26 protein-coding genes, 1 tRNA gene and 1 pseudogene are annotated in these 24,589 nt (G+C 72.0%); 8 read left to right on the forward strand and 20 right to left on the reverse strand.

The window, feature by feature from the left end; translation table 11 throughout:
- Nucleotides 1-67 precede the first annotated feature (67 nt).
- From AD017_RS04840 to AD017_RS04850, 3 genes are read right to left on the reverse strand one after another with little or no spacing between them, the layout of a single operon-like run.
- Complete coding sequence (locus AD017_RS04840) at nt 68-949, reverse strand: SAM-dependent methyltransferase (protein ID WP_010227746.1); 882 nt, start codon at nt 947-949, stop codon at nt 68-70.
- Nucleotides 946-1,872, reverse strand: a complete 927-nt coding sequence (locus AD017_RS04845; RefSeq protein WP_060573146.1) for a PrsW family intramembrane metalloprotease — start codon at nt 1,870-1,872, stop codon at nt 946-948. The genes AD017_RS04840 and AD017_RS04845 overlap by 4 nt, the downstream gene beginning before the upstream one ends.
- The gene (locus AD017_RS04850; protein ID WP_060573147.1) at nt 1,869-3,191 is read right to left on the reverse strand and encodes an alkyl sulfatase dimerization domain-containing protein; all 1,323 of its coding nucleotides are present in this window, start codon (nt 3,189-3,191) and stop codon (nt 1,869-1,871) included. Before AD017_RS04850 ends, AD017_RS04845 begins: the two co-directional genes overlap by 4 nt.
- Before the next feature lie 111 nt (nt 3,192-3,302).
- On the opposite strand from AD017_RS04850, the gene AD017_RS04855 reads away from it, so the two are divergent.
- Complete coding sequence (locus tag AD017_RS04855; RefSeq protein WP_227012660.1) at nt 3,303-3,935, forward strand: TetR/AcrR family transcriptional regulator; 633 nt, start codon at nt 3,303-3,305, stop codon at nt 3,933-3,935.
- A 344-nt stretch (nt 3,936-4,279) separates the two neighbouring features.
- Here the strand turns inward: AD017_RS04855 and AD017_RS33215 are convergent.
- From AD017_RS33215 to AD017_RS04905, 10 genes and pseudogenes are all read right to left on the reverse strand, one after another.
- Nucleotides 4,280-4,783: pseudogene (locus AD017_RS33215) on the reverse strand (relaxase domain-containing protein); the annotation flags it as partial.
- A gap of 124 nt (nt 4,784-4,907) precedes the next feature.
- A complete protein-coding gene (locus AD017_RS04865) occupies nt 4,908-5,756 on the reverse strand; it encodes a hypothetical protein (protein ID WP_145982661.1) in 849 nt (282 codons plus the stop codon).
- On the reverse strand, nt 5,753-6,418 hold the full coding sequence (locus AD017_RS04870; protein WP_060576237.1) for a hypothetical protein: 666 nt from the start codon (nt 6,416-6,418) through the stop codon (nt 5,753-5,755). Before AD017_RS04870 ends, AD017_RS04865 begins: the two co-directional genes overlap by 4 nt.
- Nucleotides 6,415-6,804, reverse strand: a complete 390-nt coding sequence (locus tag AD017_RS04875) for a hypothetical protein (protein WP_060573153.1) — start codon at nt 6,802-6,804, stop codon at nt 6,415-6,417. The genes AD017_RS04870 and AD017_RS04875 overlap by 4 nt, the downstream gene beginning before the upstream one ends.
- Nucleotides 6,801-8,687, reverse strand: coding sequence for a type IV secretory system conjugative DNA transfer family protein (locus AD017_RS04880; RefSeq protein WP_082399065.1), 1,887 nt, complete (start codon nt 8,685-8,687; stop codon nt 6,801-6,803). Before AD017_RS04880 ends, AD017_RS04875 begins: the two co-directional genes overlap by 4 nt.
- Complete coding sequence (locus tag AD017_RS04885; RefSeq protein WP_060573156.1) at nt 8,684-9,199, reverse strand: hypothetical protein; 516 nt, start codon at nt 9,197-9,199, stop codon at nt 8,684-8,686. The genes AD017_RS04880 and AD017_RS04885 overlap by 4 nt, the downstream gene beginning before the upstream one ends.
- Entirely contained in the window at nt 9,196-9,642 is a 447-nt protein-coding gene (locus tag AD017_RS37320; protein WP_082399066.1) for a WhiB family transcriptional regulator, read from the reverse strand. The genes AD017_RS04885 and AD017_RS37320 overlap by 4 nt, the downstream gene beginning before the upstream one ends.
- Nucleotides 9,643-9,752: 110 nt before the next feature.
- Nucleotides 9,753-9,938 (reverse strand): hypothetical protein, encoded by a 186-nt coding sequence (locus AD017_RS34360; protein ID WP_145982662.1) that lies wholly within the window; start codon nt 9,936-9,938, stop codon nt 9,753-9,755.
- A gap of 266 nt (nt 9,939-10,204) precedes the next feature.
- A complete protein-coding gene (locus tag AD017_RS04900) occupies nt 10,205-10,444 on the reverse strand; it encodes a hypothetical protein (protein ID WP_060573163.1) in 240 nt (79 codons plus the stop codon).
- On the reverse strand, nt 10,444-10,704 hold the full coding sequence (locus AD017_RS04905) for a helix-turn-helix domain-containing protein (protein WP_060576238.1): 261 nt from the start codon (nt 10,702-10,704) through the stop codon (nt 10,444-10,446). The genes AD017_RS04900 and AD017_RS04905 overlap by 1 nt, the downstream gene beginning before the upstream one ends.
- 226 nt (nt 10,705-10,930) lie before the next feature.
- Between AD017_RS04905 and AD017_RS04910 the strand changes: the two genes are divergently transcribed.
- On the forward strand, nt 10,931-12,052 hold the full coding sequence (locus AD017_RS04910) for a hypothetical protein (protein WP_060722190.1): 1,122 nt from the start codon (nt 10,931-10,933) through the stop codon (nt 12,050-12,052).
- Here AD017_RS04910 and AD017_RS04915 read toward each other — a convergent pair.
- Complete coding sequence (locus AD017_RS04915; protein ID WP_227013360.1) at nt 12,038-12,703, reverse strand: NUDIX hydrolase; 666 nt, start codon at nt 12,701-12,703, stop codon at nt 12,038-12,040. The genes AD017_RS04910 and AD017_RS04915 overlap by 15 nt on opposite strands.
- A gap of 125 nt (nt 12,704-12,828) precedes the next feature.
- On the opposite strand from AD017_RS04915, the gene AD017_RS04920 reads away from it, so the two are divergent.
- Together AD017_RS04920 and AD017_RS04925 are read left to right on the forward strand one after the other, a co-directional pair.
- Nucleotides 12,829-13,251, forward strand: a complete 423-nt coding sequence (locus AD017_RS04920; protein ID WP_060573170.1) for a hypothetical protein — start codon at nt 12,829-12,831, stop codon at nt 13,249-13,251.
- Nucleotides 13,252-13,519: 268 nt separating this feature from the next.
- Nucleotides 13,520-14,209: a TIGR02391 family protein gene (locus AD017_RS04925; RefSeq protein WP_060573172.1), complete on the forward strand. Its 690-nt coding sequence runs from the start codon at nt 13,520-13,522 to the stop codon at nt 14,207-14,209.
- Between the two features lie 75 nt (nt 14,210-14,284).
- Here AD017_RS04925 and AD017_RS37325 read toward each other — a convergent pair whose 3' ends face one another.
- From AD017_RS37325 to AD017_RS04950, 5 genes are all read right to left on the reverse strand, one after another.
- Nucleotides 14,285-14,734: a GntR family transcriptional regulator gene (locus AD017_RS37325; RefSeq protein WP_202968830.1), complete on the reverse strand. Its 450-nt coding sequence runs from the start codon at nt 14,732-14,734 to the stop codon at nt 14,285-14,287.
- A gap of 87 nt (nt 14,735-14,821) precedes the next feature.
- Complete coding sequence (locus AD017_RS04935; RefSeq protein ID WP_060573176.1) at nt 14,822-16,618, reverse strand: tyrosine-type recombinase/integrase; 1,797 nt, start codon at nt 16,616-16,618, stop codon at nt 14,822-14,824.
- 90 nt (nt 16,619-16,708) lie between these two features.
- Nucleotides 16,709-16,780 (reverse strand) — tRNA-Val (locus AD017_RS04940).
- A 22-nt stretch (nt 16,781-16,802) separates the two neighbouring features.
- The gene (locus AD017_RS04945) at nt 16,803-17,264 is read right to left on the reverse strand and encodes a peroxiredoxin (RefSeq protein ID WP_060573178.1); all 462 of its coding nucleotides are present in this window, start codon (nt 17,262-17,264) and stop codon (nt 16,803-16,805) included.
- Nucleotides 17,261-17,692, reverse strand: coding sequence for a DUF3052 domain-containing protein (locus tag AD017_RS04950; protein WP_010227692.1), 432 nt, complete (start codon nt 17,690-17,692; stop codon nt 17,261-17,263). Before AD017_RS04950 ends, AD017_RS04945 begins: the two co-directional genes overlap by 4 nt.
- Before the next feature lie 416 nt (nt 17,693-18,108).
- Here AD017_RS04950 and aceE point away from each other — a divergent pair, with 416 nt between their 5' ends.
- A complete protein-coding gene (gene aceE, locus AD017_RS04955) occupies nt 18,109-20,889 on the forward strand; it encodes a pyruvate dehydrogenase (acetyl-transferring), homodimeric type (protein ID WP_174521784.1) in 2,781 nt (926 codons plus the stop codon).
- A 234-nt stretch (nt 20,890-21,123) separates the two neighbouring features.
- On the forward strand, nt 21,124-21,327 hold the full coding sequence (locus AD017_RS04960; RefSeq protein WP_010227688.1) for a cold-shock protein: 204 nt from the start codon (nt 21,124-21,126) through the stop codon (nt 21,325-21,327).
- A 63-nt stretch (nt 21,328-21,390) separates the two neighbouring features.
- Here AD017_RS04960 and AD017_RS04965 read toward each other — a convergent pair whose 3' ends face one another.
- Nucleotides 21,391-22,170, reverse strand: a complete 780-nt coding sequence (locus AD017_RS04965; protein ID WP_060576239.1) for a pirin family protein — start codon at nt 22,168-22,170, stop codon at nt 21,391-21,393.
- 9 nt (nt 22,171-22,179) lie between these two features.
- On the opposite strand from AD017_RS04965, the gene AD017_RS04970 reads away from it, so the two are divergent.
- Together AD017_RS04970 and AD017_RS04975 are read left to right on the forward strand one after the other, a co-directional pair.
- Nucleotides 22,180-23,502 (forward strand): CdaR family transcriptional regulator, encoded by a 1,323-nt coding sequence (locus AD017_RS04970; RefSeq protein WP_082399068.1) that lies wholly within the window; start codon nt 22,180-22,182, stop codon nt 23,500-23,502.
- A gap of 162 nt (nt 23,503-23,664) precedes the next feature.
- Entirely contained in the window at nt 23,665-24,588 is a 924-nt protein-coding gene (locus tag AD017_RS04975) for an ACP S-malonyltransferase (protein WP_060573182.1), read from the forward strand.
- The last annotated feature ends 1 nt before the right edge of the window (nt 24,589 follow it).

The raw sequence follows: 24,589 nt of genomic DNA on the forward strand, positions 1-24,589 counted from the left end.
TCACACGTGAGTGGGCTCGGCGTCGGCCTGGTGGACGATCCGAGTCGCCCGCGACCCTGCAGTCGCCTCATCGTCCCGGTCCCGGGTCGGCTGTGGCGAACCACCAGGTGAAGGTGTCCCAGGTGCTCCAGTCCGGCGGGGTCCGGCCGAGCGCACGCGCCCAGTCCGCGACGTCCCGGGCGGTCGCCGACCATCCCGCGCCGGCGAACCACTGCTGCGGCGGCAGCTGCGGGCCCGCCTGCACGAATGCGGCGATCATGTCCCGGGTCGCCGCCCCGCCGTCGATGTCGTCGAGCGCTCCGGCCAGGTCCCCCTGCGGGTACTCGGTCGCGAAGGCCGAACCCGGCGCGCTCAGCGCCCCGACCGCGGCGAGCAGGGCGGCGCAGTCCTCCGGTGCGAGATAGAACAGCAGGCCCTCGGCCAGCCAGAGTGCGGGCAGGTCCCGGTCGTACCCGGCAGCCTGCAGCGCGTCCGGCCAGTCGCCGTCGCGCAGGTCGGTGGGCACCGGCACCGCGTACGTGGTGGGCGTGAGATTCCGGCTCTCGGCCAGCAGCCGCTTCGCCCGCAGGACCTCGGGTGCGTCGATCTCGAAGATCGTGGCGTCCGGCAGCCGCATCCGGTGGGCCCGGCCGTCGAGTCCCGCGCCGAGCACGACGATCTGCCGGACCCCCTCGTCGACGGCGGAGTGCACCCGCTCGTCGAAGTACCGGGTCCGCATCGCGACGTAGTCGCGCAGGGCGTCGGCGAGCACCGAGGGCGAGCCGTCCGCGGCGCGCCACAACCGGGATACGGGTGCGTCGCCGACCGCCGCCGTCACCGCCTCGGCGATCGGGTCGGACTCGATCAGACGGTCGGGGTGCCCGAGGCCCGCGGCGCGCAGGGCCGCGATGAACACCGCCGTGTTCCCCACCCCGGACACGGCGCTCAGCACGTCGTCGGACATGGTCATGCGTCGGTCCTCTCGTCCTGCGTCGGATGGCCCGTGCCCGGGCGCGACCGCGGGAGGACGCGCCGCAGGCAGGCGAGGCCGAGCCCCGCGACGATCACCATGATCGCCCACGAGCAGAGTGTGAACAGGTGGGCCTGCTCCGGGGTCGGCGAGGGCAGCCGCCCGGCGGCGAGCAGCTGGTACTGCCAGACCTGCGCGGTGCGGAACCAGACGACGACGGCCGCGATCCCGCCGGAGAGGTTCCAGACGGCGTGCAGCAGCGACACCACCAGGTACCAGCCGACCACCGGGCCGGTCACCCGCAGCCGTCCTGCCGCACGGGCGGCGGCGAACAGCGTCGCCCCGAGGACCGCGGTCCACAGCCCGTGACCGACCGGGGCGAGCAGGCCGCGAAGGATCTCGGTCTCGACGAGGGCACGCAGGTCCAGGCCGCCCAGGCCGAGCGCGGCGTTGAACGCGTACCCCGCGGACTCGAACGCGGCGAAGCCGAGCCCGACCGCCGCGCCGAACACCGCGCCGTCGCGGACCGTGTAGCCGGAGAGCCGCCGGGCGAGCAGCCAGACCGCGCCGAGCTTCATCAGCTCCTCGATCAGCCCCACCCCGAGCATGCCGAGTACCGGTCCGCCGCCCTGGAGCAACCGGGTCTCCAGCAGCGAGGCGCCCAGGATCCCCAGTACGCCGCCGACGACGAAGGCGAGCACGACGTCGCGCACGGCCACGTGCTCGGTGCCCGAGTCGACCGCCCACAGGACGAAGGCCACCGGCACCAGGAAGGAGCCGAGCAGGATGACGGTCGGGATCAGCGTGGGGTTCTGCGTGGTCCAGGTGACCACCACCGTGGCGACCCAGAGCGCGAGTCCCCCGAGCAGCACCCGCAGCGCCGTGCGGTGCGCTCCCCGGCGCAGCAGGTCGCCGCCGATCACGCCCCGGTCCCCCGGCCCGCGGACACCGTCGACTCGAACGCGAAGATCCCCCTCGCCATCAGGGAGCCCTCGGCCTCACTGCAGGTCGCGTACACCGAAGCTCGTGCCCGCTGCACGCCCGCGTCGTCGGGCGCGGCACCGGCGGCCCACTCCACCAGCTGACGGGCCAGGCGCAGGTCCCCTGCGGCCACGCTCTCCTCCGCCCGCTCCACCAGGACCGCGGCCCCGCCGGCGAGCCCGGCCACCTCGGCGGCGACGGCCGCGTCCGCGGCGGGCTTGAGCCGGGCCGGGTTGCCGTCGTACCAGCCGCCGTAGAGCCGCCAGATGTTGCGCACGACGAACTCGGGCTCGTCGTAGAGCGGCTGGAGGAAGGGCTTGGCCAGCGTCACCTCCGGCACGGAGACGGTGTGCAGGACGGTGTCGAGCGGAGCGCCGGCGTTCATCAGCTCCAGGGTCTGGGCCACGAGCGCGTCCAGGACGTCGGCTGTCTCGCCGAGCACCGCGGCGATCCGATCCCGTCCGCCGATCGGCAGGCCGTGCGCCGGGAGCAGCAGCTCCGGTTCCTCGGCCACGATCGCCCGCAGCGCGGTGGCCCACTCGTCGGGGTAGCGCTGCACCTTCTGCGGGTTGCCCGCGTTCGGGAAGTTCCAGATGAGCAGGTCGCCCGTGCTGACCGCACGCTTTCCGGGCAGCCAGGACCAGAGGTGGTCGTCGGTCTCGCCCCGCGCGTGCCGGAACCCGATGTCGAGCCCGCCGACCGAGAGGTCGAGCGCGTCACCGACGAGGGTGTCGGGCAGGGCCACGTCGGAGGGCACGAACTCCCTCGGCGCGGCGTCGAACGACGGCCGCAGCTCGTCCGAACCGGTCCCGCCCGTCCGGCCCGGGTCCATCAGCCAGCCGAACTGGCGCATGTTGATCAGCATGTTGTACCCGGCGGTGCCCCGGTAGCGGGACAGCCGGCCCGGCACGTTCTCGTGCGCGATCACGCGCGGCGCCGGGTGGCCGCGGCGGGCGGCGTCGGCGAGGACCGCACCGCTCCCGCCGACGTGGTCGAGGTGCCCGTGGGTGTAGACGAGGGTGTGCACCGGCTCGTCGCTCCACCGGCGGACGGCGTCGACGACCTCGGCGCCGGTACCGGCGCCGCTCGCGTCGAACAGCACCAGACCCTCGTCCGTGCGGACGACGACGCAGTGCGAGAAGGACTCGACGACGGCGACGTCCTCGGCGACCTCGGACAGCTCCTGGTTCGTGCGGTTCACCGCGACGTCGCGCACACCGGTGTCGATGATCCGGGCGGACAGGTCGAGCAGGTCGGTCATGGCTCCTCCGCTCTCTCGGCTGATTCACCTGTAACGATACCGAGTAGTATTCGATACTTCAAGGTACTGAACAGGTCCCGCCGGTCCGATACCGCCGGTGTCGTGTGGGCCGTGAGTGGACGTGGAGGTACGGACGTGGTGAACGCGGGCCCGGTCCCCCGGGTGAAGCGGGACGAGGTGCGCAGCCGGCTGCTCGACGCCGCCGCCGAGGTGTTCGCGCAGCGCGGCTACGCGGCGGCCCGCCTCGACGAGATCGCCCGCGCGGCGGGATTCACCAAGGGGGCGGTGTACTCCAACTTCGCGAGCAAGCACGCCCTGCTGGCCGAGCTGATCGAGCAGCGCGTCAGTGCCCACCTCGCGACGAGCGCCGCGGAGCTGCAGGCACGGGACCGGCCCGGCCGGGCGCTGGAGGACATCGCCGAGGTGTTCGCCGACGGGATCGTCGCCGGCCCCACCTGGGCCCGGCTGCTGGTCGAGATCGCCCAGCAGGCGGCGTACGACCCGGAGGTGCGGGCGGTCTACACCGAGGTCCGGCGGAGCCTGCGCGACGAGCTGGCCGCGGCCCTGGAGCGGGCCTGCGACCGGCTCGGCCGCACCCCGGCCGTCCCGCCCGCGCAGCTCGCCCTGACCATGCAGTCGCTGCGGCTCGGCCTGGTGCTCGAGTACGGCACCGACCCGGAGCAGGTCGACCGGGACACCGTGGTCGCCGTGTTCACCGACGCCCTGCACGCCCTCGTCCACTGAGGACGGGCGGCGCGCCCCGGGGACCACAGCCGGGGCGAATCCGGCGGGCACCCGAGGGAGGTGTCCACGGCCCGCGTCACCGCGCTCCCCCGACCAGGTCGGCGGCCGTCCCCTCCTGCCACGGCCCGGGGTCGGTGAGGAACGTCGACTCCCCGGACGGATCCTGCCGCTCCAGCCACCGGCGCAGGGCGCGCGGAGGGGTGGACCAGTACCAGGCCCGCGGCGACGGCCGCGACCACCGGGTGCTCGGCGGTCTCCTCGTCGCCGTCCCTGCGGGCCGCGACCTCCTTCGCTTCGAACGCGGTGTGCAGCAGGGTCACCGACTTCTGAACGCTGAACGTCACGTCCAGGAAGGCCACGTTGTGCCGGGCGGCCTTGCCCGCCTCCGTACGGAGTTCAGCCCGTCGTTCAGGGCTCGCGTCCGGCTCACGTTCAAGAGCGGCGGCGTACAGGTCGTCCTCGGTGGCGTAGCGGCGCCCGGTATGGCCGAGGGTGGCGGCCTCGTCCCACCGGTCCGGGTCACGGAAGTGCTCGTCGCGCGGGTCGAGGAACCGCTCATAGACGGCGCGCATGTCCTGGGCATCGACGAGCCCGGTGAGGCCGAGCTTCTCGGCTCCCGCGCCCCACCAGCGCCCCGGTGGCTCCCCGTCGAGAACGGCGCCGGTGTAGTAGCTCTCGCGGCCGGTCGCGACCTCCTTGAGGAGGTACTCGGGGCTATAGCCCGAGGAGATGCTCAGCATCAGGACCATCCCGAAACGATCATGGAACGGGTCCGGGACCGCGTGAGTCGCGGAAGGCAGGTCCGCGGTCGGCCGGAGGCCGGCACGCGCCCTCGGATCGTGATGCATCGGTGTGCTGCCGTTGATCTTGACGTTCTTGTACTTCGGTTGGAGTAGTCGAGGTGTGGACTGGCGCTGTGCGGGGTCGCGGGGCGCGGAAACGCGCGGGCGGTGAAGCGAGAACGTGTGTCGGTCATGGCCGGGCCTGCTGGTCCTCGGTGTCGGTAGCCTGTTCGGTGACGAGGTGGAGTGGGGTGGGCAGCTCGCGGAGCTCCTTGAGCGCCGCGGCGGCAGTCCCGCGGGAGACGCCCGCCGCGGTCTCGACCTCGGAGACGGTCGGCCACTCGCGGGTTCGGGCGCGGTGCGCCTCGGCGGCAGTCCGGGCGCGCTCCCGGGCCGGTGCAGCACCGGTGCGGCGGTCCGCCGGTCGCGGTGCCGGTGGGGTGAGGACCGGCGGGACGGGCGCCGGTCGTGCGGGCACCGGATGCTGAACGGGCCGCGGCTCGGTGCGGGCCGGAACCGCGGGTGCGGGCGTACAACCCGACGTCCCGGGCTGAACGGCTGTCCGCTGTCCCGTTGAACGGTCGGGCGCCTCCGTACGGTCGGACACCCGATGGTCGACCGATCCGCCGTCGGTGGCGAGCAGGTACAGCAGGTGCGCCACGATCGCGGCGGCTACCGCCGGCCACGCCCCCACCCCGAACCGCAGCATCGGCGGGGTGGAGACGGCGGTGTCCCCGGCGAGGAACGCGGCCTGCGCCAGCCCGGAGAGACCGGCGGCAAGAACCACGACCGCCCAGGCGTAGCGGGCGGCACCTGCGCGCAGCCTGGCGGTGGCCGCGTAGGCGACGAGGGCGAGACCGTCGGTCATCACCGGGTAGAGCCAGGCGAGCGCAGCCGGAACCCGCGCGGCGACCGCGACCTCGTAGAGGCCGTGCGCGGTGGCGACCGCGGCCGCCAGTGCGACGGCGAGGCCGGGCAGCCAGATCGCCATGCGCGCGGCCCGCCCGGCGGGCGGGACATCAGGCTTCGATGCAGTCATCGTCGGTCATCTCCGCCCGTGGGGTCCGCGGGTTCGGGTGCGGCGTCCTCGCGGCGCGTCGCCCACCAGTCGGCGACGGCGTCGAGCCCGTCGGTCCCCGGCACGTCGGGCGCCGCGGACTGTGGTCGGCTCCAGCCCTGCCGGGTCTGGTGGGCCTCCCGGGAGCACGACCCGGCCGAGCGCCGGATCCGGTTGACGACGCCCGGCCGCTGCCGGTCGTGCCAGTCCCCCGCGGCACCGACGGACGCCCCGGCGCCCTGGTAGGCGTTGCCCCAGGCGTGCATGAGCCACAACAGCTCCTCGACGACGTCGGGGTGCCAGAGCCAGCACTCGGGCAGGCACGACGCGCCGTCCGGATAGCGGAGGAAGATCGCGGCCAGCCAGGCGCAGAGCTGGTCGAGCAACGACCGCACCTCCTGCGGGTCACCCGGCGCCATCAGCCAGGACGGCGCGGGGGCCGGACCTCTGCGGGCCGCGACAGCCGTGACGGTGTCGGTGAGCTGACCGACGAGCCGGGTCACATCGTCGACGCGGGTAGGCAGACCGTCGAGCTCGTCGAGGCGTCGGCCGAGGTTGTGGATCTGCAGGGCGAGACCAGCGGCGAGGTCATCGGGTAGTCCCGGCCCTTCGCCGGGCGGCTGCGGGTGACGACGCGTGCTCACCGGTCCCACCCGTCGTCGGGCTGGTCCGCGTCCGCGCGACCGGAGTGGCGGTAGTACCGGGCGTCCTCCCCGTGGGCGTAGGAAGCCTCGACCGCCTGCTGAACGTCCAGGAGGCCGGCTTCGAGCGCATCCAGATCGGGGTAGTCACTGCCAGCCCACGCGAACTCGTCGGCACAGGACGCGGCGCTTCCCGCAGCTGCCCCCCGCGCGCCGGTCCGGGCAGTGCAGTCTGCAGCGTCCTGTACGCCGAGGCGGTCGAGCAGGCGGTCCTGATCCGCCTCCCACGCCACGCGGTCCGCCTCGGTCGCCCGGTCACCTGCGGCGAGCAACGTCTGGAGGCGACGTTCCAGCGCTTCGATCTCCCTGTGCCAAGCGTCCCGGTTCATCGCTCACCTCCGGCGTCGTTCCCTGCTCGCGGGCCCTCGACCGGCGTCGACTCAGGGGGTGTACCGCGGTGGATGCGGCGCAGCTCGCGGAACATCGCGTTGACGTCGCACAACCGTGCGGCGCGGTCGGCGAACCGGTCCGGCCAGCGGCGCGCGGCTCGGCTGAGGACCCGCTCAGCGACGGTGTCGCGCACCAGGCGCAGGTCGTCGACACGGCTCGCACGGGCGGCGACGACGTCGACACGGGCGAGGCGACGGGCGCGGCCTCGCACGTCGCGACGGGCCCAGGCCATCCGGACCCGACCGACGACCGGCGCGATCCCGCGCCGAATCAGGACGACGCGCCCTGCCGGCAGGTTCGCGATCTGGGCCGGGGCGAGGACCGGAACCTTCCGGACGCTGCGGGAAGCGACACGGCCGTGCAGGTCGGTCGTCGTGACCGGTTCGTCGCGCTCTCCGGCGAGGGTCGACCAGAACTGCAGGTCGTCGCGATCCCGGGTACCGCCGAACACCATGACGGCGCCGGTGTTGTTGAGGATCGTCGCCGTCCGGTGCTCGCCCCACCGGCCGAGCAGCTGCGCCCGGGACTGGAAGCAGGCCAGGATCGTCACACCGCGTCCACCCATGTCGGCGGTCCAGGAGTCGAGCGGCACCGGGGAGATCAGCGCGGCCTCGTCGAGCGCGAGCGTCAGCGGCGGGTCGAGCCGACCGGACGGCCGGGCCGCCGCCAGCCGCCGCGCCTCGCGGGCGATATGCCCAGTGAGGGCGCACACCAGCGGCCCAGTCTGGGCCTCCTCGGCACCGAGCAGGAACACCGTCGCCCGGGTCTCGAGGAGGTCGGCGACGTCGAACCCGTGGCCCGGGACCGCGGACGCGGCGGCGGCCGGGTTGGTCAGCCAGCCGAGGGCCGGCATGACGGCCGAGGTGATCGACGATCGGGTGCGGTCGTTGGTGGTGATGAACTGCTGGGCGTCCTGAACGAACGCCTCCACACCGGACTTCCGCAGCAGCGCGGGGACGTCCCGTGCGGCGCGGTCGGCGTCGGCGACCCAGTCGAGGACGTCGCGGATCGACGCGCCACCGAGCGCGGCGGCGTGCAGGAACGCGGCCAGCACGCGGCGGGCCTGACCGTCCCAGAACTCGCGGTCCCCGGAACTGGCGCGGGTGGTTGCGGCGATCATGTCGGTCGCCCGCTCCGAGGCCGTCACGGGATCGGAGCAGCCGGTCAGCGGATCGAACGTGATGGACGACGTCAGGTCGCCGAGCCCGACCGGGTTGAAGACGTAGACCGGGCCGCTCTCGGCACGCAGCGGAGCGCACAGCTCGTACAGGTCGGTGCGGGTGCTGGTGACCAGAACGGCTCCCGGTGCGTCGAGCACCCTTCCGGCGAGCCAGCCGGTCTTCCCGGTGCGCGGCCCGCCGAAGATGATGGTGACGTCCTCGATGGACGACCACACCCGCTGGACGCCAGAGCGGCACAGCTCGACCGCGACGGCCGCGGTCGGGAACCGGCTCCACGCCCACCAGCGCAGTCCGGACAGTGACGGACGGACCGTCCCCGCCCGCCGCCGGACGGCGACCGTCCCGGCATGGCGGACGACGTCCAGAGTCGACGCGACGCTGGCCTTGCGACGGGCCCGGGCCGACCATCGGGTGATGGTCGACGAGGTCCGTGCCCACCGGTGCCAACCGACGGCCGCGAGCAGCACTGTGACCACAGCGAGGCCAGGCCACGACACGACTGTCAACAGGCCCGAAGTCAAGGTCACGGCCGGTAGGACGGCGACGAGTGCGATCGCGAACGCAGCGCCTCGCGCGCCGCGACGCCACACCAGCGCTGCCGTGGTCAGCAGGACGGCGAGGATGAGAGCGGTCGTGGTCATCGGCCCTCCCCCGCCCGGACCCGCCAGGCGGCGACCGCACGGACGCGGCGGTCGCAGACCTCGTCATGGCCGTGCTCGTTGTCGTCGGGGTGCGACTCGTAGGGACCGGATTCCGATACCCGCCGTCCGCACGTGGTGCAGGTCCAGCGCACGGAGGCGAGCGCGAACAGGTCGGGGAGCCCGACGACCTCCTCGAACGCGCGCTCACCCCGCGGGGCGAAGCGATCGTCGTCCTCGATGCCGAGTGCCTCCGCGACCTCGTCCCAGGTCCGGCCCGCCGCGCGGACGTCGACGGCACTGTCGTGGATCGTCGCCTCAGCGACGTTGCGGGTCAGCACGGCCGCCCGCAGCCCGGCCATCGGGTCGTCGAGCCCCGGGCGGGTGAACCCGGAGTCTCCGATCGGTGCCGTGGTCTCGTGCGCCCCGAAGCCGTCGACGGCCAGCCGCCGGATCTGGCTGCGGACGCGGTGAGCCAGACGCTCGCGCGGTGTGGGCTCTCCGACGATGCTCATCGCGAGCCACCGCCGATCTCGGCCCGGGCCTCGGACGCCCACCGTTCGACGGTTCGCAGCGAGACTCCGTACCGGTGCGCGACGACCGTGCGCGCGCTGCCCGCGGCCAGCTCGGCGCGGCCGTCCTCCGCCGCTCGGATCCGGCGCCGGAACGGGCGCGGCCGGACAACCCGCCCGCGCCGCACACGCCGACGTCGATTCCGCCGCATCCGGCCACGCTCCTCGGCGGTCCGGCCACCCGCGATGCCGTACGGCAGCTCCTCGACCGACCAGGCCAGGCAGGCGGCCCGCACGGGGCAGCCGGCGCAGACGGCGAGCGCCCGCGCGACCTGGCGGTCGTGGGCCGGGCCGAAGTCACCGGCCGGGAAGAACAACTCGTGCTCCTCGCCCGCGCACTGCGCGTGGTCCCGCCAGTCCCGGCGAGCCTCGTCTCGGACTACCATTTCCGTCTCTCCTTGCGTCTGCTGATGTGTGGAGAGATCCGGCCCGGCGGCTGTTTCCGCCAAGATCCCGTCGCCGGGCCGGACCCCCTCGGGTCGCTTCTCGTCCGCCGTCACGGCACCTCCACCGGTTCGCCGAATCCACCGGCCGCGTCCGGACACAGGACGGATTCGTCACGGTGGCTGAACTCCGGCGCGCGTCCGGCGCGGTCCGGCCAGCCGCTCGGAGGCTCGTCGAGCACCGGCTCGTAGCAGCCCGGACAGACGAGTCGTTCGACGGGGACGGTGGTGATCGGCACGCTGGCCTCCTCGATGTCGTTGCGGGTCCGGTGGCCCGGCCTGTGGGTGGCGGGTGCCTGCCCCGCCACCGCGAAGCGGCGCCCGCGCGGCGTCGGAGGCTCGCCGTCCAGTGCGGCCGGAGGCCGTCGGCGCAGCCGATCGCGCAGCGACACTTGACGGGGAGGGACGCCGTGCTCCGCTCGGGCTACCGGACCCGCCCCGCCGCAGGTGGGTCCGCTCTGCTCCCCGGCCGGCGCGGCCGTGAGCGCGGTCTTCTGCCGGCCGGTCACGATCCGCTCCCGCTCGTCCCGGCCTGCTGCGCCCCGTTGAGCGCGGGTGTCGCAGCCTGGTCGAACGCCGAGACGAACGTCCCGATCGCGTCCGGCAGGCCGGATCCGACAGGCGTGGCGATGAACATGACCAGCGCGACGAGTGAGAACGCGACAGCTCCCCCGGCGACGCGCGCCTTCGCGCAGATGACCGCGCCGATCACCATGAACAGGATCAGGACACCGACGCTGCCCATCACTCGGCGCTCCCACGCGGTGCCGGCACCCAGCCGGAGGCGTCGACGACGGTCCGCTCGGCGATCGCGAGATCGGCGATGGCTTCGATCACCTTCGCCGGGACAATCAGCCGGCCGCGGATGCGGACCGCCGGGAACTCCCCCGCCGCGATGGCCCGGTACACGGTCATCGGCGACATCCCGAACATCGCAGCGACCTGAGCGACGCTGTAGAACCTCGGCGGCCCCGGCGCCGTCTCCACTCCTTGAAGATCACTCATCACAGCTCCAATCTGTACACGTACGATACGTGTACTGAATAAGTAGGGCACGAGTGGCGATTCGAGTCAACCGCCGGGGCCCTCCGTGACGACGAGATTGCCGCCGCGAACGGTGGTGTCGGGAGATGACGTGGGCTGACGCGAGGTGATGCGACGATCCGCGTCAGGGTTGATTTCCGCAGTTCAGCGCGTCACCGTGGATCTCGGGACGGGGGGGGGGGAGTCGATGCGCAACCGGCTCGCGCAGGTCCGCGATGAGCGTCGCTGGAAGAAGGCCCGACTGCTGCATGAGCTTCGGGCCGCGGCCGCCCGACGGGACGAGCAGCTACCGAAGGACGAGAGCCTCGCGCGCCGGATCGCCGTCTGGGAGAACCAGGGCGGGGTCGTCAGCGACTTCTACCGCGAGCTGCTGTGCGAGGTCTACCGCTGCTCCGCCGCCGAACTGGGTCTCGTCGAACTCCCACACCCGGAGCCGACCGCCGAGGACCCGGTCACCGAGCCTCTCGAGCTACCGGAGTTCACGCGGCTCGACCCTGGACTCGTCGAGCTGCTGCGGTCGCAGACCCAGACGATCCGCCTGCTGGACCGTCGGATCGGTGGTTCGACAGTGCACGGCCAGGCGGTCGCGCACGTCGAGACCGTGGAACGGTTGGTGCGCAACGCCCTACCTGGGACTTCGCGGGAGCAGGCCGCGGACGAGCTCGGCCAGGCCGCCGCGCTCGCCGGATGGCAGGCGCTCGACATGGGTCGGCTTTCCGAGGCGTGGCGCCTACACGAGATCGCGACAGCCGCGGCACGCGAGAGCGGCGAGCCGTCGGGCCTCGGGTACGCGCGGGCGCAGCAGGCATTCATCCTGCTCGACGTAGGACGCCCCGCGGATGCGTACGAACTCATCACCTCGGCGCGGGAGCACGCTGTCGGACCGGTCCCCCGCGAGCTACTGGCCTGGCTCTATGCGGCAGAGGGCGAAGCCCTGGCCGCCCTCTGCGACCGGGACACGGCTCTCCGAGCACTTGATGCGGCGGCGGATGCACTTCCGGCACAGCCGGAACAGGCGATGCCGTACGTGATGCTGGACGCTGGGCACCTCGCGCGGTGGCGCGGGCACTGTCTCGCGCGGCTCGGCGAGTCCTCGGCCATCGACGACCTCAGCACAGCACTCGCAGCGATGCCGGAAGGCCAGTACGGACGTGCGGAGGTCAGCCTGCGGGTCGATCTCGCGTTGGCGCTCCGTGCGAGCGGCGAAGTCGCAGAGTCTCGTGCACAGGCCGCGCGGGCCGGCCGACTTGCCGGTCAGACCGGGTCCGAGCGCCAGCGGCGTCGGATCCGGGCTCTACTCGGCGCGTGACGGAGCCGTCGGGCCGGACAACGCGAGAACGTGTAGGAGCCCGACCAGCGATCCGGAGTTGACGATCTTCCCGGTCGCGATGAGCCCCGGGACGTCAGCGAGCGGAAGCCACTGGAACTTGCCCTCGTTCAGCTCGGTCGGGTCCGCGACCAGCTCGGCGCCTCGGGCGAGGAACACGTGATGTGCGCTGCGGACAGTGCCGACCATCGGCTCGAAAGTCACGAGATGCTCGACGGACCGCGGCCGGTAGCCGGTCTCCTCCTCGACCTCACGGGCAGCCGTCTTGGCGGGTGCCTCAGCCTCGTCTAGGAGTCCCCCGGGAAGCTCCCAGTTCCAGATGTCCGGCACGAAGCGGTGGCGCCAGGACAGCATGACGTTGCGCCCGGCGTCGTCGAGAACGACGGTCATAGCGGCCGGGGGGAGGCTGACTGTGTGGTGTTCGAAACGATCGCCAGACGGCTGCGAGATGTCCGCGAGCCCCACTGTTACCCAGTCGCTCTCGTAGATCGCGCGCTCGCCGTGCACGACCCATGCATCCCGCGGATCGCTGTTCGAGCACGTCATACTCATACCGTAGCCGCAATCCTCACCTCCCCAGGGATACGGCCAGCGCTTCCACGGCAACCCCGGGGCCTCCGCCGTGGTCGTCATCACACTTGATGATTCGAGGCCGTCCGGGAAACGGCGAGGTCCTCGGCCCCGACTCAGCAGGCGATCGCCTTGGCGATCCGCGCTCAACTGAGGAGCGCGCTGACCTAACTGAGAGGACCGCTGCAATGAGCAACGGCGACTACACCGTCCTCGGTGACAGCAAGAACCCCGTTCACGTCTGGTGGGACCAGAGCACGGAGTCGGTGACGATCACGTGCAACGACCCCAGCCTGACCGACGAGACCGGCGAGAAGCTCGGGCTTCGGGTGACCTTCAACGGCAACCCCAAGTCGGCGGACTACAACCCAGGCAACTTCAACCGGCTCGCCCGATACTTGAAGGCGGCCGGGAAGTCCTCGCCGGAGTTCGTGCCGATCAAGCAGCGGCACTTGGCCCGTCGGCCGCAGGTGATTGCAGAACTGGCGGCCGAAGCCGCAACGCCGATCGGCAAGGCCGCCAAGCCGGAGGCGATGGGCTGGGCGATGTGCCCGACTTGCACAGCCATCGTGGTGGACCTGACGAAGCACCGGTCCGCTACGTTCTGCTGATCTAGGACGGCACCGCGGCGGTCGAGCCCCTCCGGGGAGCTTGGCCGCCGCTTCCCGTTCGGCGGCGAAACTCGTCAAGCCGGTCCCCTACCGAGGGTTCCATTCGGATGCGCCGAGCGGACTCATGGTTCCAGTCCAATTCTCGCTCGCACGTTCGTTGGTAACCACAACTAATATACACGGCTTCGTAGGCGACACTGGGCATGGTTGCCGAATGGCCGTCGGACATACTGACCATGATCCGGCAAATCGAAGATCAGGAGCGTAGTTGATCCCGTTCAACGAAAAGGTCAAGCTGATCCGCAACGGCGAGCCTGTCGGGGAATTCGACGCGCACGTCCTCGACGGACGCCAGATCTCACTCCGCCCGAACCAGGACGTCGTGGACGGTGACATCGTCGAGCGGACGAACCCTGCCGGACTGCTTCAGCGATTCCGAGTCGTCCAAGTGGACTTCAACAACTCCCCGTTCCGGGAGGGTCTCGGTAACCAGGGGCACCTCGACCACACCCTACTCAAGGTCAAGTTGGCAGACACCCTGCCGCTGACACCAAAGCCCGTCAAGCCATTGACGATCGAAGGCCTTCACAACGCGATCTCGAAGGCTGCCGGCAGCCGGTTCGCGGCCGGCCAGTATGCGGACGCCGTGTCGGCGGCGTTCAAGGCGGTCGAGGCTCGGGTCAAAGCGCTCAGCCCCCACGACCTTTCGGGCAAGCGACTGATGGGCCAGACCTTCGGTACGGCCTCACCGCACCTCGACGTCACCACGGCGCGTGAGCCCCGCAGCATCCAGGACGAACGAGAGGGCTTCAACCAGCTCTTCATGGGCTCTTTCCAAGGCATCCGGGACCCGCGAGCGCACGAGGAGATGGCCGACACCGCCGAGGAGGCCATGGAGTACCTCGGGCTCGCGAGCCTCCTTATGCGCCGACTGGATATCGCGGAGAAAAAGAGATAACTGCAGGCAAGAACCAGCTGACGACCCGACGGAAGCAGCGACCAAGCACCCTGGCTGGCCATTGCTTTCGTCATGCTAACCCTCAGCATCGCGTACAAACGCCCCGGATCCGTGTCGAACAACAACCAGTCCGGATTCTGCGAGTACACGGTAGGCACGGCGGACGGTATTCCGGGAGACCCGATACTGCTCCACGAGCATCGTTTCGCTCGGCAACTGCGCACCGGCACCGAGCTCGCCTTTTCGCACACGCTCGCCGAGATCGGCGGCGATCCGCGCGTAAGCACTCGTCGGCTCGTTACCGTCCGCGCTCCCAACAACCTTGCGGCCGACGCCCGGGACGACTTCCACTAGACCGTCCTCGACGAGGTGAGCAAGCGCACTACGTACGGTCCCGCGAGCAACTTCGTGCACGTCGGCGAGTTGCGACTCCGAGGGGAGCATGCTCCCCGGCCGCAGGCTGCCGTCGCGGATCTGACCACGGAGTTCCTCCGCGATCCGACGGGACGTCCCACGAGGGGCCACGGTGCGAGCGCTCCAGGTTCGATGACAGTTCGCCGCAGCGTATCGCCGTCGCGGCTCGCTCCCCTCGCAGGAAGCCAGCGCGAGTCGCTACCAACGAAAGACTATGGGCTGATCGTCATGAGACGCGAGCGGCACGACCTCGATCTCGTACCGACCGACCCAAGACTCTCCGTCGTCGGTGTTCTCGGGGTCCTCGATCCGCGCGATGCCGAGCAAGTGGGCACGGAAGGTACCGGGGTCGTTGAGGCTTCCCGTCACGACTCGGGCCGGATACCGACGGCCGTCGGGTCCACGAACGGCCACCGAGAAGTAGTACTCCGACGCAGCGGGCTCCTGGGCGGACGGCTCGCTCAGTTCGGGATCCACCGAAGATTTCGGCGCACCCGTGAGCGCGACGGTCGGACGCTCCCCCGGCCCGCCGACGAGCACCCCCCACTCGCGCAGCAGCACGAACGCCCGATGCACCGTGCTCGGCGCGACGCCCTTTTCGGCACCCAACGCCTTGATTCCCGGCAGCCGCCCTCCGACCGGCACCTCACCGGACTCGATCCGCTCCAGCAGCTCGACCGCCAGCCGCTCCCGCGGCGATCGTGGATCCCGCCGCACCCGCTCCAACTCCGAATCCAGCGGCACCGGCCGCTCCGGCATCCGGGATCCGAGCCCACTCGCCGCCCGCTGGTCCGCCTCCGACACCCACGCCGCATACACCCGCAACGTCGTCACTCCTCCCCCGGAGTGTCCGAGCCGCCCCGCCACCGTCCGCACATCCACCCCGGCCGCGATCAGCTCGGTCGCGGAGTAGTGCCGCAGGTTGTGCAGATGCGTGTCCAGTCCGAGCCGCGCCGCCATCCTCGAATACCGCTGCGTCACCGATCCCGGCACGAGGCTCGTCTCCCCGTCCGGCGCCAGCGAGAACACGTACGCCTCCGGCCGCAGCGCATCCCCGATCGCTCGCGCCCGTTTGTCGCACCGCTCGCGGTGGTCGCGCAGCACCTCGGTGGTCTCCGCGTCGAGCGCCAGGCGCCGCTGCTGGTGGGTCTTGGTGTCCTTGTCCTGCAGCACCCGACCGTCCTGGGCGATTGCCCGCCGGATCGTCACCGTCCCCGACTCGAGGTCGACGTTCGACCACCGCAGCGCACACAGCTCGCCGCGGCGCGCGCCGGTAGTCATGAACAGCCAGACCAGCGCACCCCAGTCCGGCTCCCGCCACGCCTCGTTCAGGATCCGTGCCGCGTCGGCGGCCGACGGGGGCTGCGGGTCCGGCGGCGGCTTCGCCGGCGGCGAGACGAACTCGACCGGGTTGACCGACACCCACCGCCAGCGCACGCCGCGCGAGTAGGCGCCGTTCAGCACGAAGTGGATGTGCCGGATCGTCGCTGGCGCCAGCGACCGGCAGCGGTGCGGGTGGCACCGGTCGTCGCACTCGTGCTCGCGCCGCGTCCGGTGGTCGACGCCCCGGCCGGCGCGGTCGCAGTGGTCGCGGCACCGCCGAAGCTCCGCGTAGAGCGAGTCCAGCGCCTCGGCGCCCACAGCGCCGGCCTTGGTCTTCCCCAGAAACGGTCGGACGTGCAGCTCCAGATACCGGGTGTAGGCACGGTGGGTGGTCGCGCCGACGTCCAGCGTCTCCAGGTACCGGTCGAGCAGCTGGTCCAGCGTCGCGCTCGTACGCGGGCTGCGTTGCTCGTCGACCGAGTTGAGGAGCCGGGTCCGCGCGGCCTCCGCGCGAGCCTCCTGGCGCGCCCCGGGCTCGACGATCTCGACCAGGGTGTTTCGCTTCCCCGACACCGGGTCCTGCCCGCCGTAGACGCGCACGCGCAGTGCCCCGCTGGGCAGCTCATCGATGGTCCCGCGCTGCCTCCGGCGACCGGCCCTCGCCCGTGTCATGACCCGAGAGTACGAGCCGTTCGAGTCACAAAACGTGTCACGCGCGTAGGACGGTGATCATGCAACCAGCGAATCCGCTGTTCAGAAGGGTGGGCGCGGCAGGGTTCGAACCTGCGACCGCTCGGGTGTAAACCGAGTGCTCTCCCGCTGAGCTACGCGCCCTCGAACGAACGAGGAAACACTCTCACACGACCGAGAGCGCCCGTCTCCACCCGTCCTGGTCCCGCGGCTCCCCCGGCTGGTTCACCTCGGCGAACGAGACGATCCCGTCGGCGGCGACGAGGAACGTCCCCCGCACCGCCATGCCCTTGGCCGGGTTGAACACCCCGTAGGACGACGCCACGTCGCCGTGCGGCCAGAAGTCCGACAGCAGCGGGAACGCGAACCCCGCCGACGACGCCCACGCTCCCAGCGCGAACGTCGGGTCGCACGAGATCGCCAGCACCTGCGTCGAGGAGTTCTGGAAGTCCGCGAGCGAGGACTGCACGGCGGAGAGCTCCCCGCCGCAGATCCCGGAGAACGCGAACGGGTAGAAGACCAGCAGCGCCGAGCGCCCCGATCCCAGGACCGACTCCAGCGACACCGGAGTGCGATTCTGGTCGGGGAGCTCGAAGGCCGGCGCCACCGACCCGACGGCGACGGTCAGCGCTTGCCCTTGCCCTGCTTCGGCGGGACGAGCTTCGAGCCCACCCAGTCGTCACCGAGGGTCGCGTTGGACGTCTGGGACAGGCCGGCGGTGGGGGCCGCCTCGGCGATCTCGGACGGCTGGAGGTGCCCGTCCCGGCCGGTCTTGGGTGTCAGCACCCAGACCACGCCGTCGTCGGCCAGTGGGGTCCGGGCGTCGACGAGGGTGTCGACGAGGTCTCCGTCACCCTCACGGAACCAGAGGAGGACGACGTCGATGACCTCCTGGGCGTCCTCGTCCAGCAGCTCCTCACCGGTGATCTCCTCGACGGCGTCTCTCACCTGCTCGTCGACATCGGTGTCGTATCCCAGCTCCTGGACGATCTGGCCCGGCTCGATGCCGAGCTTCCCCGCGATGTCGGACGCACCGGCATCAGCCGCGGTCACCACTCGTTCCCCTCTCACGCTGCTCACGCAGTCCATCGTCATCGGTTCCGCGTGCGGGCGCCACCCTTCACGCGAAATCGGATGCGGCATCCGAACACGCGGGCGCGACCCGGCGCAACTGTGCGTACCCGATGCGGGGCACCGGGGCGGCGGGAGAAGCAGGTCACCCGACCTTCCGTTCAGTTACGTACGAGTAGTACCTATCCTCGCCGGAACGCCCCGTAACCGGATCGTCCCTCGTCGATGCGAGTTTCGGGCCCGAGCCGGAACGGGCACGATGGACACCATCACGTCCGCTCGATCCGGTCGGCGGCTCCGCGTCCTGCCGCCCCGCAGATCCGGGGGCCAGGGGCACGGCGGCACGTGAGGAATACAGGGCCGGGTACCCCGGCCACCGACTGACCAGGCAGGGAGAACCCTTGACCGCGCAGAGCAGCAGGGCGGGCGACGAGCCACGCCGCGTCAACGTCATCCGGGGCGGGCTTGCGGCCCACCTGCCGGACATCGATCCGGAGGAGACGGCCGAGTGGCTCGAGTCCTTCGACGCGGTCCTGGACAACGCCGGGCAGCAGCGTGCCCGCTACCTGATGCTGACGATGCTGCAGCGTGCGCGCGAGAAGCACGTCGGCGTCCCGTCGCTCACCACCACCGACTACGTCAACACGATCCCGACCGACCAGGAGCCCTGGTTCCCGGGTGATGAGGACGTCGAGCGGACCTACCGGCGCTGGCTGCGCTGGAACGCGGCGATGACCGTGCACCGCGCGCAGCGGCCGGGCATCGGCGTCGGCGGGCACATCTCTTCGTACGCGTCGTCCGCGACGCTCTACGAGGTCGGCTTCAACCACTTCTTCCGCGGCAAGGACCACGCCGGCGGCGGGGACCAGATCTACATCCAGGGGCACGCCTCCCCCGGCATCTACGCGCGCGCGTTCCTGGAGGGCCGCCTCTCCGAGGACCGCCTCGACGGGTTCCGCCAGGAGCTGAGCCACGCGGGCCCGGGCGGCGGGCTGCCGTCGTACCCGCACCCGCGGCTGATGCCGGACTTCTGGGAGTTCCCCACGGTCTCGATGGGCATCGGCCCGATGAACGCGATCATGCAGGCCCGGTTCAACCGGTACCTCGGCGACCGCGGCTTCTCGAACACCGACGACCAGCACGTGTGGGCCTTCCTCGGCGACGGCGAGATGGACGAGCCGGAGTCGCGCGGCATGATCCACGTCGCGGCGAACGAGGCCCTCGACAACCTGACCTTCGTCGTCAACTGCAACCTGCAGCGCCTCGACGGCCCGGTCCGCGGCAACGGCAAGATCATCCAGGAGCTGGAGTCGTTCTTCCGCGGCGCCGGCTGGAACGTCATCAAGGTCATCTGGGGCCGCGAGTGGGACTCGCTGCTGCACGCCGACCGTGACGGCGCGCTGATCAACCTGATGAACACCACGCCGGACGGCGACTACCAGACCTACAAGGCCAACGACGGCGCGTACGTCCGCGACCACTTCTTCGGCCGCGACCCGCGCACCAAGTCGCTCGTCGAGCCGATGTCGGACGCCGAGATCTGGAAGCTCAAGCGCGGTGGTCACGACTACCGCAAGGTGCACGCCGCCTACGCCGCGGCGACCGCGCACCACGGCCAGCCGACCGTCATCCTGGCGAAGACGATCAAGGGGTACGGCCTGGGCACGCACTTCGCGGGCCGCAACGCCACCCACCAGATGAAGAAGCTCACGCTCGACGACCTCAAGCAGTTCCGCGACGAGCAGCGGATCCCGATCTCGGACAAGCAGCTCGAGGCGGACCCGTACCTGCCGCCGTACTACCACCCCGGTGAGAACGACGACGCGATCCGCTACCTGCGCGACCGTCGCCGCCAGCTGGGCGGGCCGCTGCCGTCGCGGCGCACCACGAGCAAGGCGCTCGTCCTCCCCGGCGACAAGGTCTACGACATCGCCAAGAAGGGGTCGGGCAAGCAGGAGGTCGCCACGACGATGGCGTTCGTCCGGCTGCTCCGCGAGCTGATCAAGGACAAGGAGATCGGCGGCCGGTTCGTGCCGATCATCCCGGACGAGGCCCGTACCTTCGGTATGGACTCGATGTTCCCGAGCCAGAAGATCTACAACCCGAACGGGCAGAACTACACGTCGGTCGACGCCGACCTGATGCTCGCCTACAAGGAGTCCGAGCAGGGCCAGATCCTGCACGAGGGCATCAACGAGGCCGGTTCGGTCGGGTCCTTCACCGCGGCGGGAACCTCCTACGCCACGCACGGCGAGCCGATGATCCCGGTCTACATCTTCTACTCGATGTTCGGGTTCCAGCGGACCGGCGACTCGATCTGGGCCGCCTCGGACCAGATGGCCCGCGGCTTCCTCGTCGGCGCCACCGCCGGCCGGACGACCCTGACCGGTGAGGGCCTGCAGCACAACGACGGGCACTCGCTGCTGCTGGCCGCGACCAACCCGGCGATCGTCGCCTACGACCCGGCGTACTCCTACGAGGTCGCGCACATCATGAAGGACGGCCTGCGCCGCATGGTGGGCGAGGACGCCGAGAACGTCATCTACTACCTGACCGTCTACAACGAGCCCTACGTCCACCCCAAGGAGCCCGAGGGGGTCGACGCCGAGGGCATCCTGCGCGGCCTGCACCGCGTCGAGCAGGCCCCGGAGGGCAACGGTCCGGTCGTGCGGCTGCTCGCCTCCGGCGTCTCGGTCCCGTGGGCGCTGCGGGCCCGGGACATGCTCGCCGACGAGTGGGACGTCCGGGCCGAGGTCTGGTCGGTCACCTCGTGGGGCGAGCTGCGCCGCGACGGCGTCGAGGCCGAGCACCAGAACCTGCTCAAGCCCGGCGACACCCCGGTCGTCCCCTACGTGACGAACAAGCTCGGCGAGGGCGAGCACGGCGAGGCCCCGGTCGTCGCCGTCTCGGACTGGATGCGGGCCGTCCCGGACCAGATCCGCCAGTGGTCCCCGGCGCCGTTCCTCTCGCTCGGCACCGACGGGTTCGGCCTGTCCGACACCCGCCCGGCCGTGCGGCGGCACTTCGCCGTCGACGCCGAGTCGATCGTCGTCGGTGCCCTCTCGGCGCTCGCCGGGCAGGGCCAGATCAAGTCCGAGACCGCGGCCGAGGCCGCGGCCGGCTACAAGATCGACGACCCGCGGGCCGCCGGGCCGCAGACCAGCGACTCCGGCGTCGCCTGACCCCGTCCGGCACCCTCACGGGCCCGCCCTCCCCCGGTCCGGGGACGGGGCGGGCCCGTGGTGCATTTCGCCCCTCCCAGGGCGGCGCAGATCACGATAGTCTCCTCGCCACGGACGGTCGTCGTGATCACATTCCACGACGGATCGCCGTCGCGACCAGGGCGTGGACCGTGTGCGCCGCTGGCCGGCGGTCGCGGTGCGAGGTGCGCCGGGCCGATGAACGAGGGAGCAGGAATGGCAGAAGGCACCGTCAAGTGGTTCAACAGCGAGAAGGGCTACGGCTTCCTCGCTCCCGACGGTGGTGGTGCAGACGTGTTCGTGCACTACTCGGCGATCCAGACCCAGGGTTACAAGACCCTCGACGAGGGCCAGCGCGTGTCGTTCGACATCGAGCAGGGCCAGAAGGGCCCGCAGGCCAGCGGCGTCACGCCGCTCTGAGCGCACCCGTCACCAGGACGGCCCGCGCGGCGACGCCCGGGCCGTGATCCACGGCGCCCGCCGTCACTCCCGGCCCAGGGCGCCGTGCATCTCCCACACCAGGATCTCCGCGCCCTCCGGGCCGGCGGTGAGCCGCCGGCCCCCGTCGTCGACGATCCTGGCCGCGTCACCGGCGGCCAGCGCCGGTGGGCCCGTGCCGTCCCCTGGGGCGACGGTCGCGGACTCCAGTCCCGCGCTCCCGCGCGCCACGAAGGCGTGCACGAACGGCGCCGCGGGCAGCGGCGCGCGCTGCCCCGCCCGCAGCCGGACGACGCCGAGTGCCGCGTGCCGCTGACGCAGCGGGAGCACCGCCACGTCCCGGTGCCGCGCCAGCCCGGACGCCAGGACGACCGTGCCGTCGTCGCCGCCGAGCGCGTCCCGCACCTGGTACTCGGGGTCCCCGCCCGGGGCGTCGGGCACCACCCACATCTGCACGAAACGCACGCCGCGCTCCGGTGTCGCGTGCTCGGAGTGCCGCACCCCCGAGCCCGCACCGAGCCGCTGCACCGCGCCGGGGCCGACCCGCTGCAGCCGGCCGCTGCCGCTGTCGCGGTGTTCCAGCTCCCCCTCCAGCACCCAGGTGAGGATCTCGGTGTCGCGGTGCGGGTGCTCGTCGTAGCCCCGCCCCGGTGTCACCCGGTCCTCGTTGTGCAGCAGGAGCAGCCCGAAGTGGGTGTTGTCCGGGTCGTAGTGCGCGCCGGCCGAGAAGCTGTGCCGCGAGTCCAGCCAGCCGGTCGCGGTGCGGAACCGCTCACCGGCGCGGTGCAGGGAGACGTGCCGGTCGTGGTCTGTGTAGGCGCCCATCGTCGTGTCATGCTGCCCGACGTGCACCGCCCCCCGGTCGCGGCCGCGACGTTGCGCCGCCTCGAGCTCGCCTCGTCGCAGCTCGCCGGTGCGTGCCTGGCGGAGATGGAACGGCGCCGCCCGTGGTTCGCGCGGCTGCCCGCCGACCAGCGCGCGGGCGTCGCCCTGGTGACGCAGACCGGCGTCGCGAACTTCGTGTCGTGGCTCCGCGAACCCGACCGGACGACCCCGCTGACCGCCGAGGCGTTCCGGATCGCCCCGCGCGACCTGGCCCGCCGGATCAGCCTGCGCCAGACCGTCGAGCTGGTGCGGATCGCCGCCGACGTCTTCGAGCAGCACCTGCCCCCGCTCGCGGCGGACGCCGCCGAACGCCACGAGCTGACCGAGGCGGTGCTGCGCTTCGGGCGGGAGATCGCGTTCGCGGCGGCCACCGTCTACGCCGGAGCCGCCGAGTCCCGCGGCGCGTGGGACGCCCGGCTGGAGGCCCTCGTCGTCGACGCGGTGCTGCGCGGCGACGTCGACGGGGCGCTCGTCTCCCGCGCCGCGGCGCTCGGCTGGAACCCGGCGGTCCCGGTGCAGTGCCTGGTCGGCAGCGTGCCCGGGTCCGGGTCGGAGTCGCCGCAGCTCATCGTGGAGCTGCGCAGGCTCGCGGCGCGGCTCGGGCACGAGGTGCTGGTCGGCGTGCAGGGACGACGGCTGGTCGTGCTGCTCCACGCCACCGGGCGCGCCGCCCGCGGCTCCGCGGGCGTGCTCACCGAGGTCGCCACGCACTTCGGGCCGGGGCCGGTCGTCGCCGGGCCGCCGAGCCCCGATCTCGCCGGTGCCGGGGCGGCCGTCGCCGAGGCGCTCGCCGGGCTGGCCGCGGCGCCCGGGCACCCGGACCCGCCGCGCCCCGTCGACGCCGCCGACCTGCTCCCCGAGCGCGCCCTCTGCGGCGACGCGACCGCGCGGCAGCGGCTCGCCGAGGACGTCCTCGCCCCGCTGCACGACGCCGGCGGCGAGCTCCTGCGCACCCTGGCCGCCTACCTGGAGGGCGGGGCGAGCCTGGAGGGCTGCGCCCGGACGCTGTACGTGCACCCGAACACCGTCCGGTACCGGCTGCGGCGGATCGGTGAGCTCTCGGGGCTGGCGCCCACCGACCCGCGGGAGGCGTTCGTGCTGCGCGCGGCGCTGGTCGCGGACCGGATGGGCAGGGCCGGGGAGGGACTCCCGGCCGCCGGGCCGCTCACCCCGCTCGACGGCGCCGGCGACGAGGGGAGCGCCGGGAACGCGGATCGCCTGTCCGACACGCCCGGGCCGACCCCCGCCGTCGCTACCGGAACCCGGCGGTGATCGGATGGACGATGTCGTGAACCCTACAAACATCGGCGCCTACGGACCGGTAACGAGGGCTCGGTCACACCTCGCTGTTGGAGGAAACCTCCAACACGGGTGGGGCGAAGTTCGTCGTAACCGATATCCCGTCGCCGCCCCCGTGAGGTGTGTGATGTCCCGGTGATCGCCCTGCTCGCTCCCGGCCAGGGGGCCCAGACCCCCGGCATGCTCTCCCCGTGGCTGGAGGACCCGGCCGCCGAGAAGGCCGTCGCCGGCTGGTCCGACGCGGTCGGGCTGGACCTGGTCCGCCTGGGCACCACCGCGGACGCCGAGGAGATCACCGACACCGCGGTCACCCAGCCGCTGATCGTCACGCTCGGGCTGGTGGCCGCGCGACGGCTGCGGGAGACCGTGGAGCTGCCGGCGGGCACCGTCGTCGCGGGGCACTCGATCGGGGAGATCACCGCCGCCGCGATCGCGGGCGTCCTGACCGACGACGCCGCCGTCGCCCTCGCCGGGGTGCGCGGGCGTGAGATGGCCGCCGCCTGCGCCGTCACGCCGACCTCGATGGCCGCCGTCCTCGGCGGTGACGAGGAGGTCGTGCTGGCCCGGCTCACCGACCTCGGGCTGGACCCGGCCAACCGCAACGGTGCCGGTCAGATCGTCGCGGCCGGCGCGAAGGACGCGATCGCCGAGCTGGTCGCCACGCCGCCGGAGGGCGCGCGCGTCCGGGAGATCCCGGTGGCCGGCGCGTTCCACACCGCGCACATGGAGCCGGCCCGCGCCGCGCTGGAGGCGCACGCGTCGTCGGTCCGGGTCGCCGACCCCGATCTGGTGCTGCTGTCCAACGCCGACGGCGGGACGGTCACCTCGGGTGCCGCCGTGCTGGAGCGGCTGGTCGCCCAGGTGACCCGCCCGGTGCGCTGGGACCTGTGCATGGCGTCGCTGGCGGGCCACGGCGTCGGTGCGACCCTGGAGCTCCCGCCCGGCGCCACGCTGACCGGCATGGTCAAGCGGGCCGTGAAGGGCACGCCCACCCTCGCCGTCAAGACCCCCGAGCAGCTCGGCGCGGCCGCCGAGCTCGTCGCCGAACACGGAAAGTGAG

This window comes from Pseudonocardia sp. EC080619-01, from assembly GCF_001420995.1.
Lineage (GTDB): Bacteria > Actinomycetota > Actinomycetes > Mycobacteriales > Pseudonocardiaceae > Pseudonocardia.

Coding starts and splice junctions, on each gene's coding strand:
- AD017_RS04910 (WP_060722190.1), top strand. CDS start 10,931: ATGCGCAACCGGCTCGCGCAGGTCCGCGATGAGCGTCGCTGGAAGAAG.
- AD017_RS04915 (WP_227013360.1), bottom strand. CDS start 12,703: ATGACGACCACGGCGGAGGCCCCGGGGTTGCCGTGGAAGCGCTGGCCG.
- AD017_RS04960 (WP_010227688.1), top strand. CDS start 21,124: ATGGCAGAAGGCACCGTCAAGTGGTTCAACAGCGAGAAGGGCTACGGC.
- AD017_RS37320 (WP_082399066.1), bottom strand. CDS start 9,642: ATGGTAGTCCGAGACGAGGCTCGCCGGGACTGGCGGGACCACGCGCAG.
- AD017_RS04920 (WP_060573170.1), top strand. CDS start 12,829: ATGAGCAACGGCGACTACACCGTCCTCGGTGACAGCAAGAACCCCGTT.
- AD017_RS04840 (WP_010227746.1), bottom strand. CDS start 949: ATGACCATGTCCGACGACGTGCTGAGCGCCGTGTCCGGGGTGGGGAAC.
- AD017_RS04900 (WP_060573163.1), bottom strand. CDS start 10,444: ATGGGCAGCGTCGGTGTCCTGATCCTGTTCATGGTGATCGGCGCGGTC.
- AD017_RS04885 (WP_060573156.1), bottom strand. CDS start 9,199: ATGAGCATCGTCGGAGAGCCCACACCGCGCGAGCGTCTGGCTCACCGC.
- AD017_RS04850 (WP_060573147.1), bottom strand. CDS start 3,191: ATGACCGACCTGCTCGACCTGTCCGCCCGGATCATCGACACCGGTGTG.
- AD017_RS04965 (WP_060576239.1), bottom strand. CDS start 22,170: ATGGGCGCCTACACAGACCACGACCGGCACGTCTCCCTGCACCGCGCC.
- AD017_RS04935 (WP_060573176.1), bottom strand. CDS start 16,618: ATGACACGGGCGAGGGCCGGTCGCCGGAGGCAGCGCGGGACCATCGAT.
- AD017_RS04970 (WP_082399068.1), top strand. CDS start 22,180: ATGCTGCCCGACGTGCACCGCCCCCCGGTCGCGGCCGCGACGTTGCGC.
- AD017_RS04865 (WP_145982661.1), bottom strand. CDS start 5,756: ATGACTGCATCGAAGCCTGATGTCCCGCCCGCCGGGCGGGCCGCGCGC.
- AD017_RS04905 (WP_060576238.1), bottom strand. CDS start 10,704: ATGAGTGATCTTCAAGGAGTGGAGACGGCGCCGGGGCCGCCGAGGTTC.
- AD017_RS04875 (WP_060573153.1), bottom strand. CDS start 6,804: ATGAACCGGGACGCTTGGCACAGGGAGATCGAAGCGCTGGAACGTCGC.
- AD017_RS04880 (WP_082399065.1), bottom strand. CDS start 8,687: ATGACCACGACCGCTCTCATCCTCGCCGTCCTGCTGACCACGGCAGCG.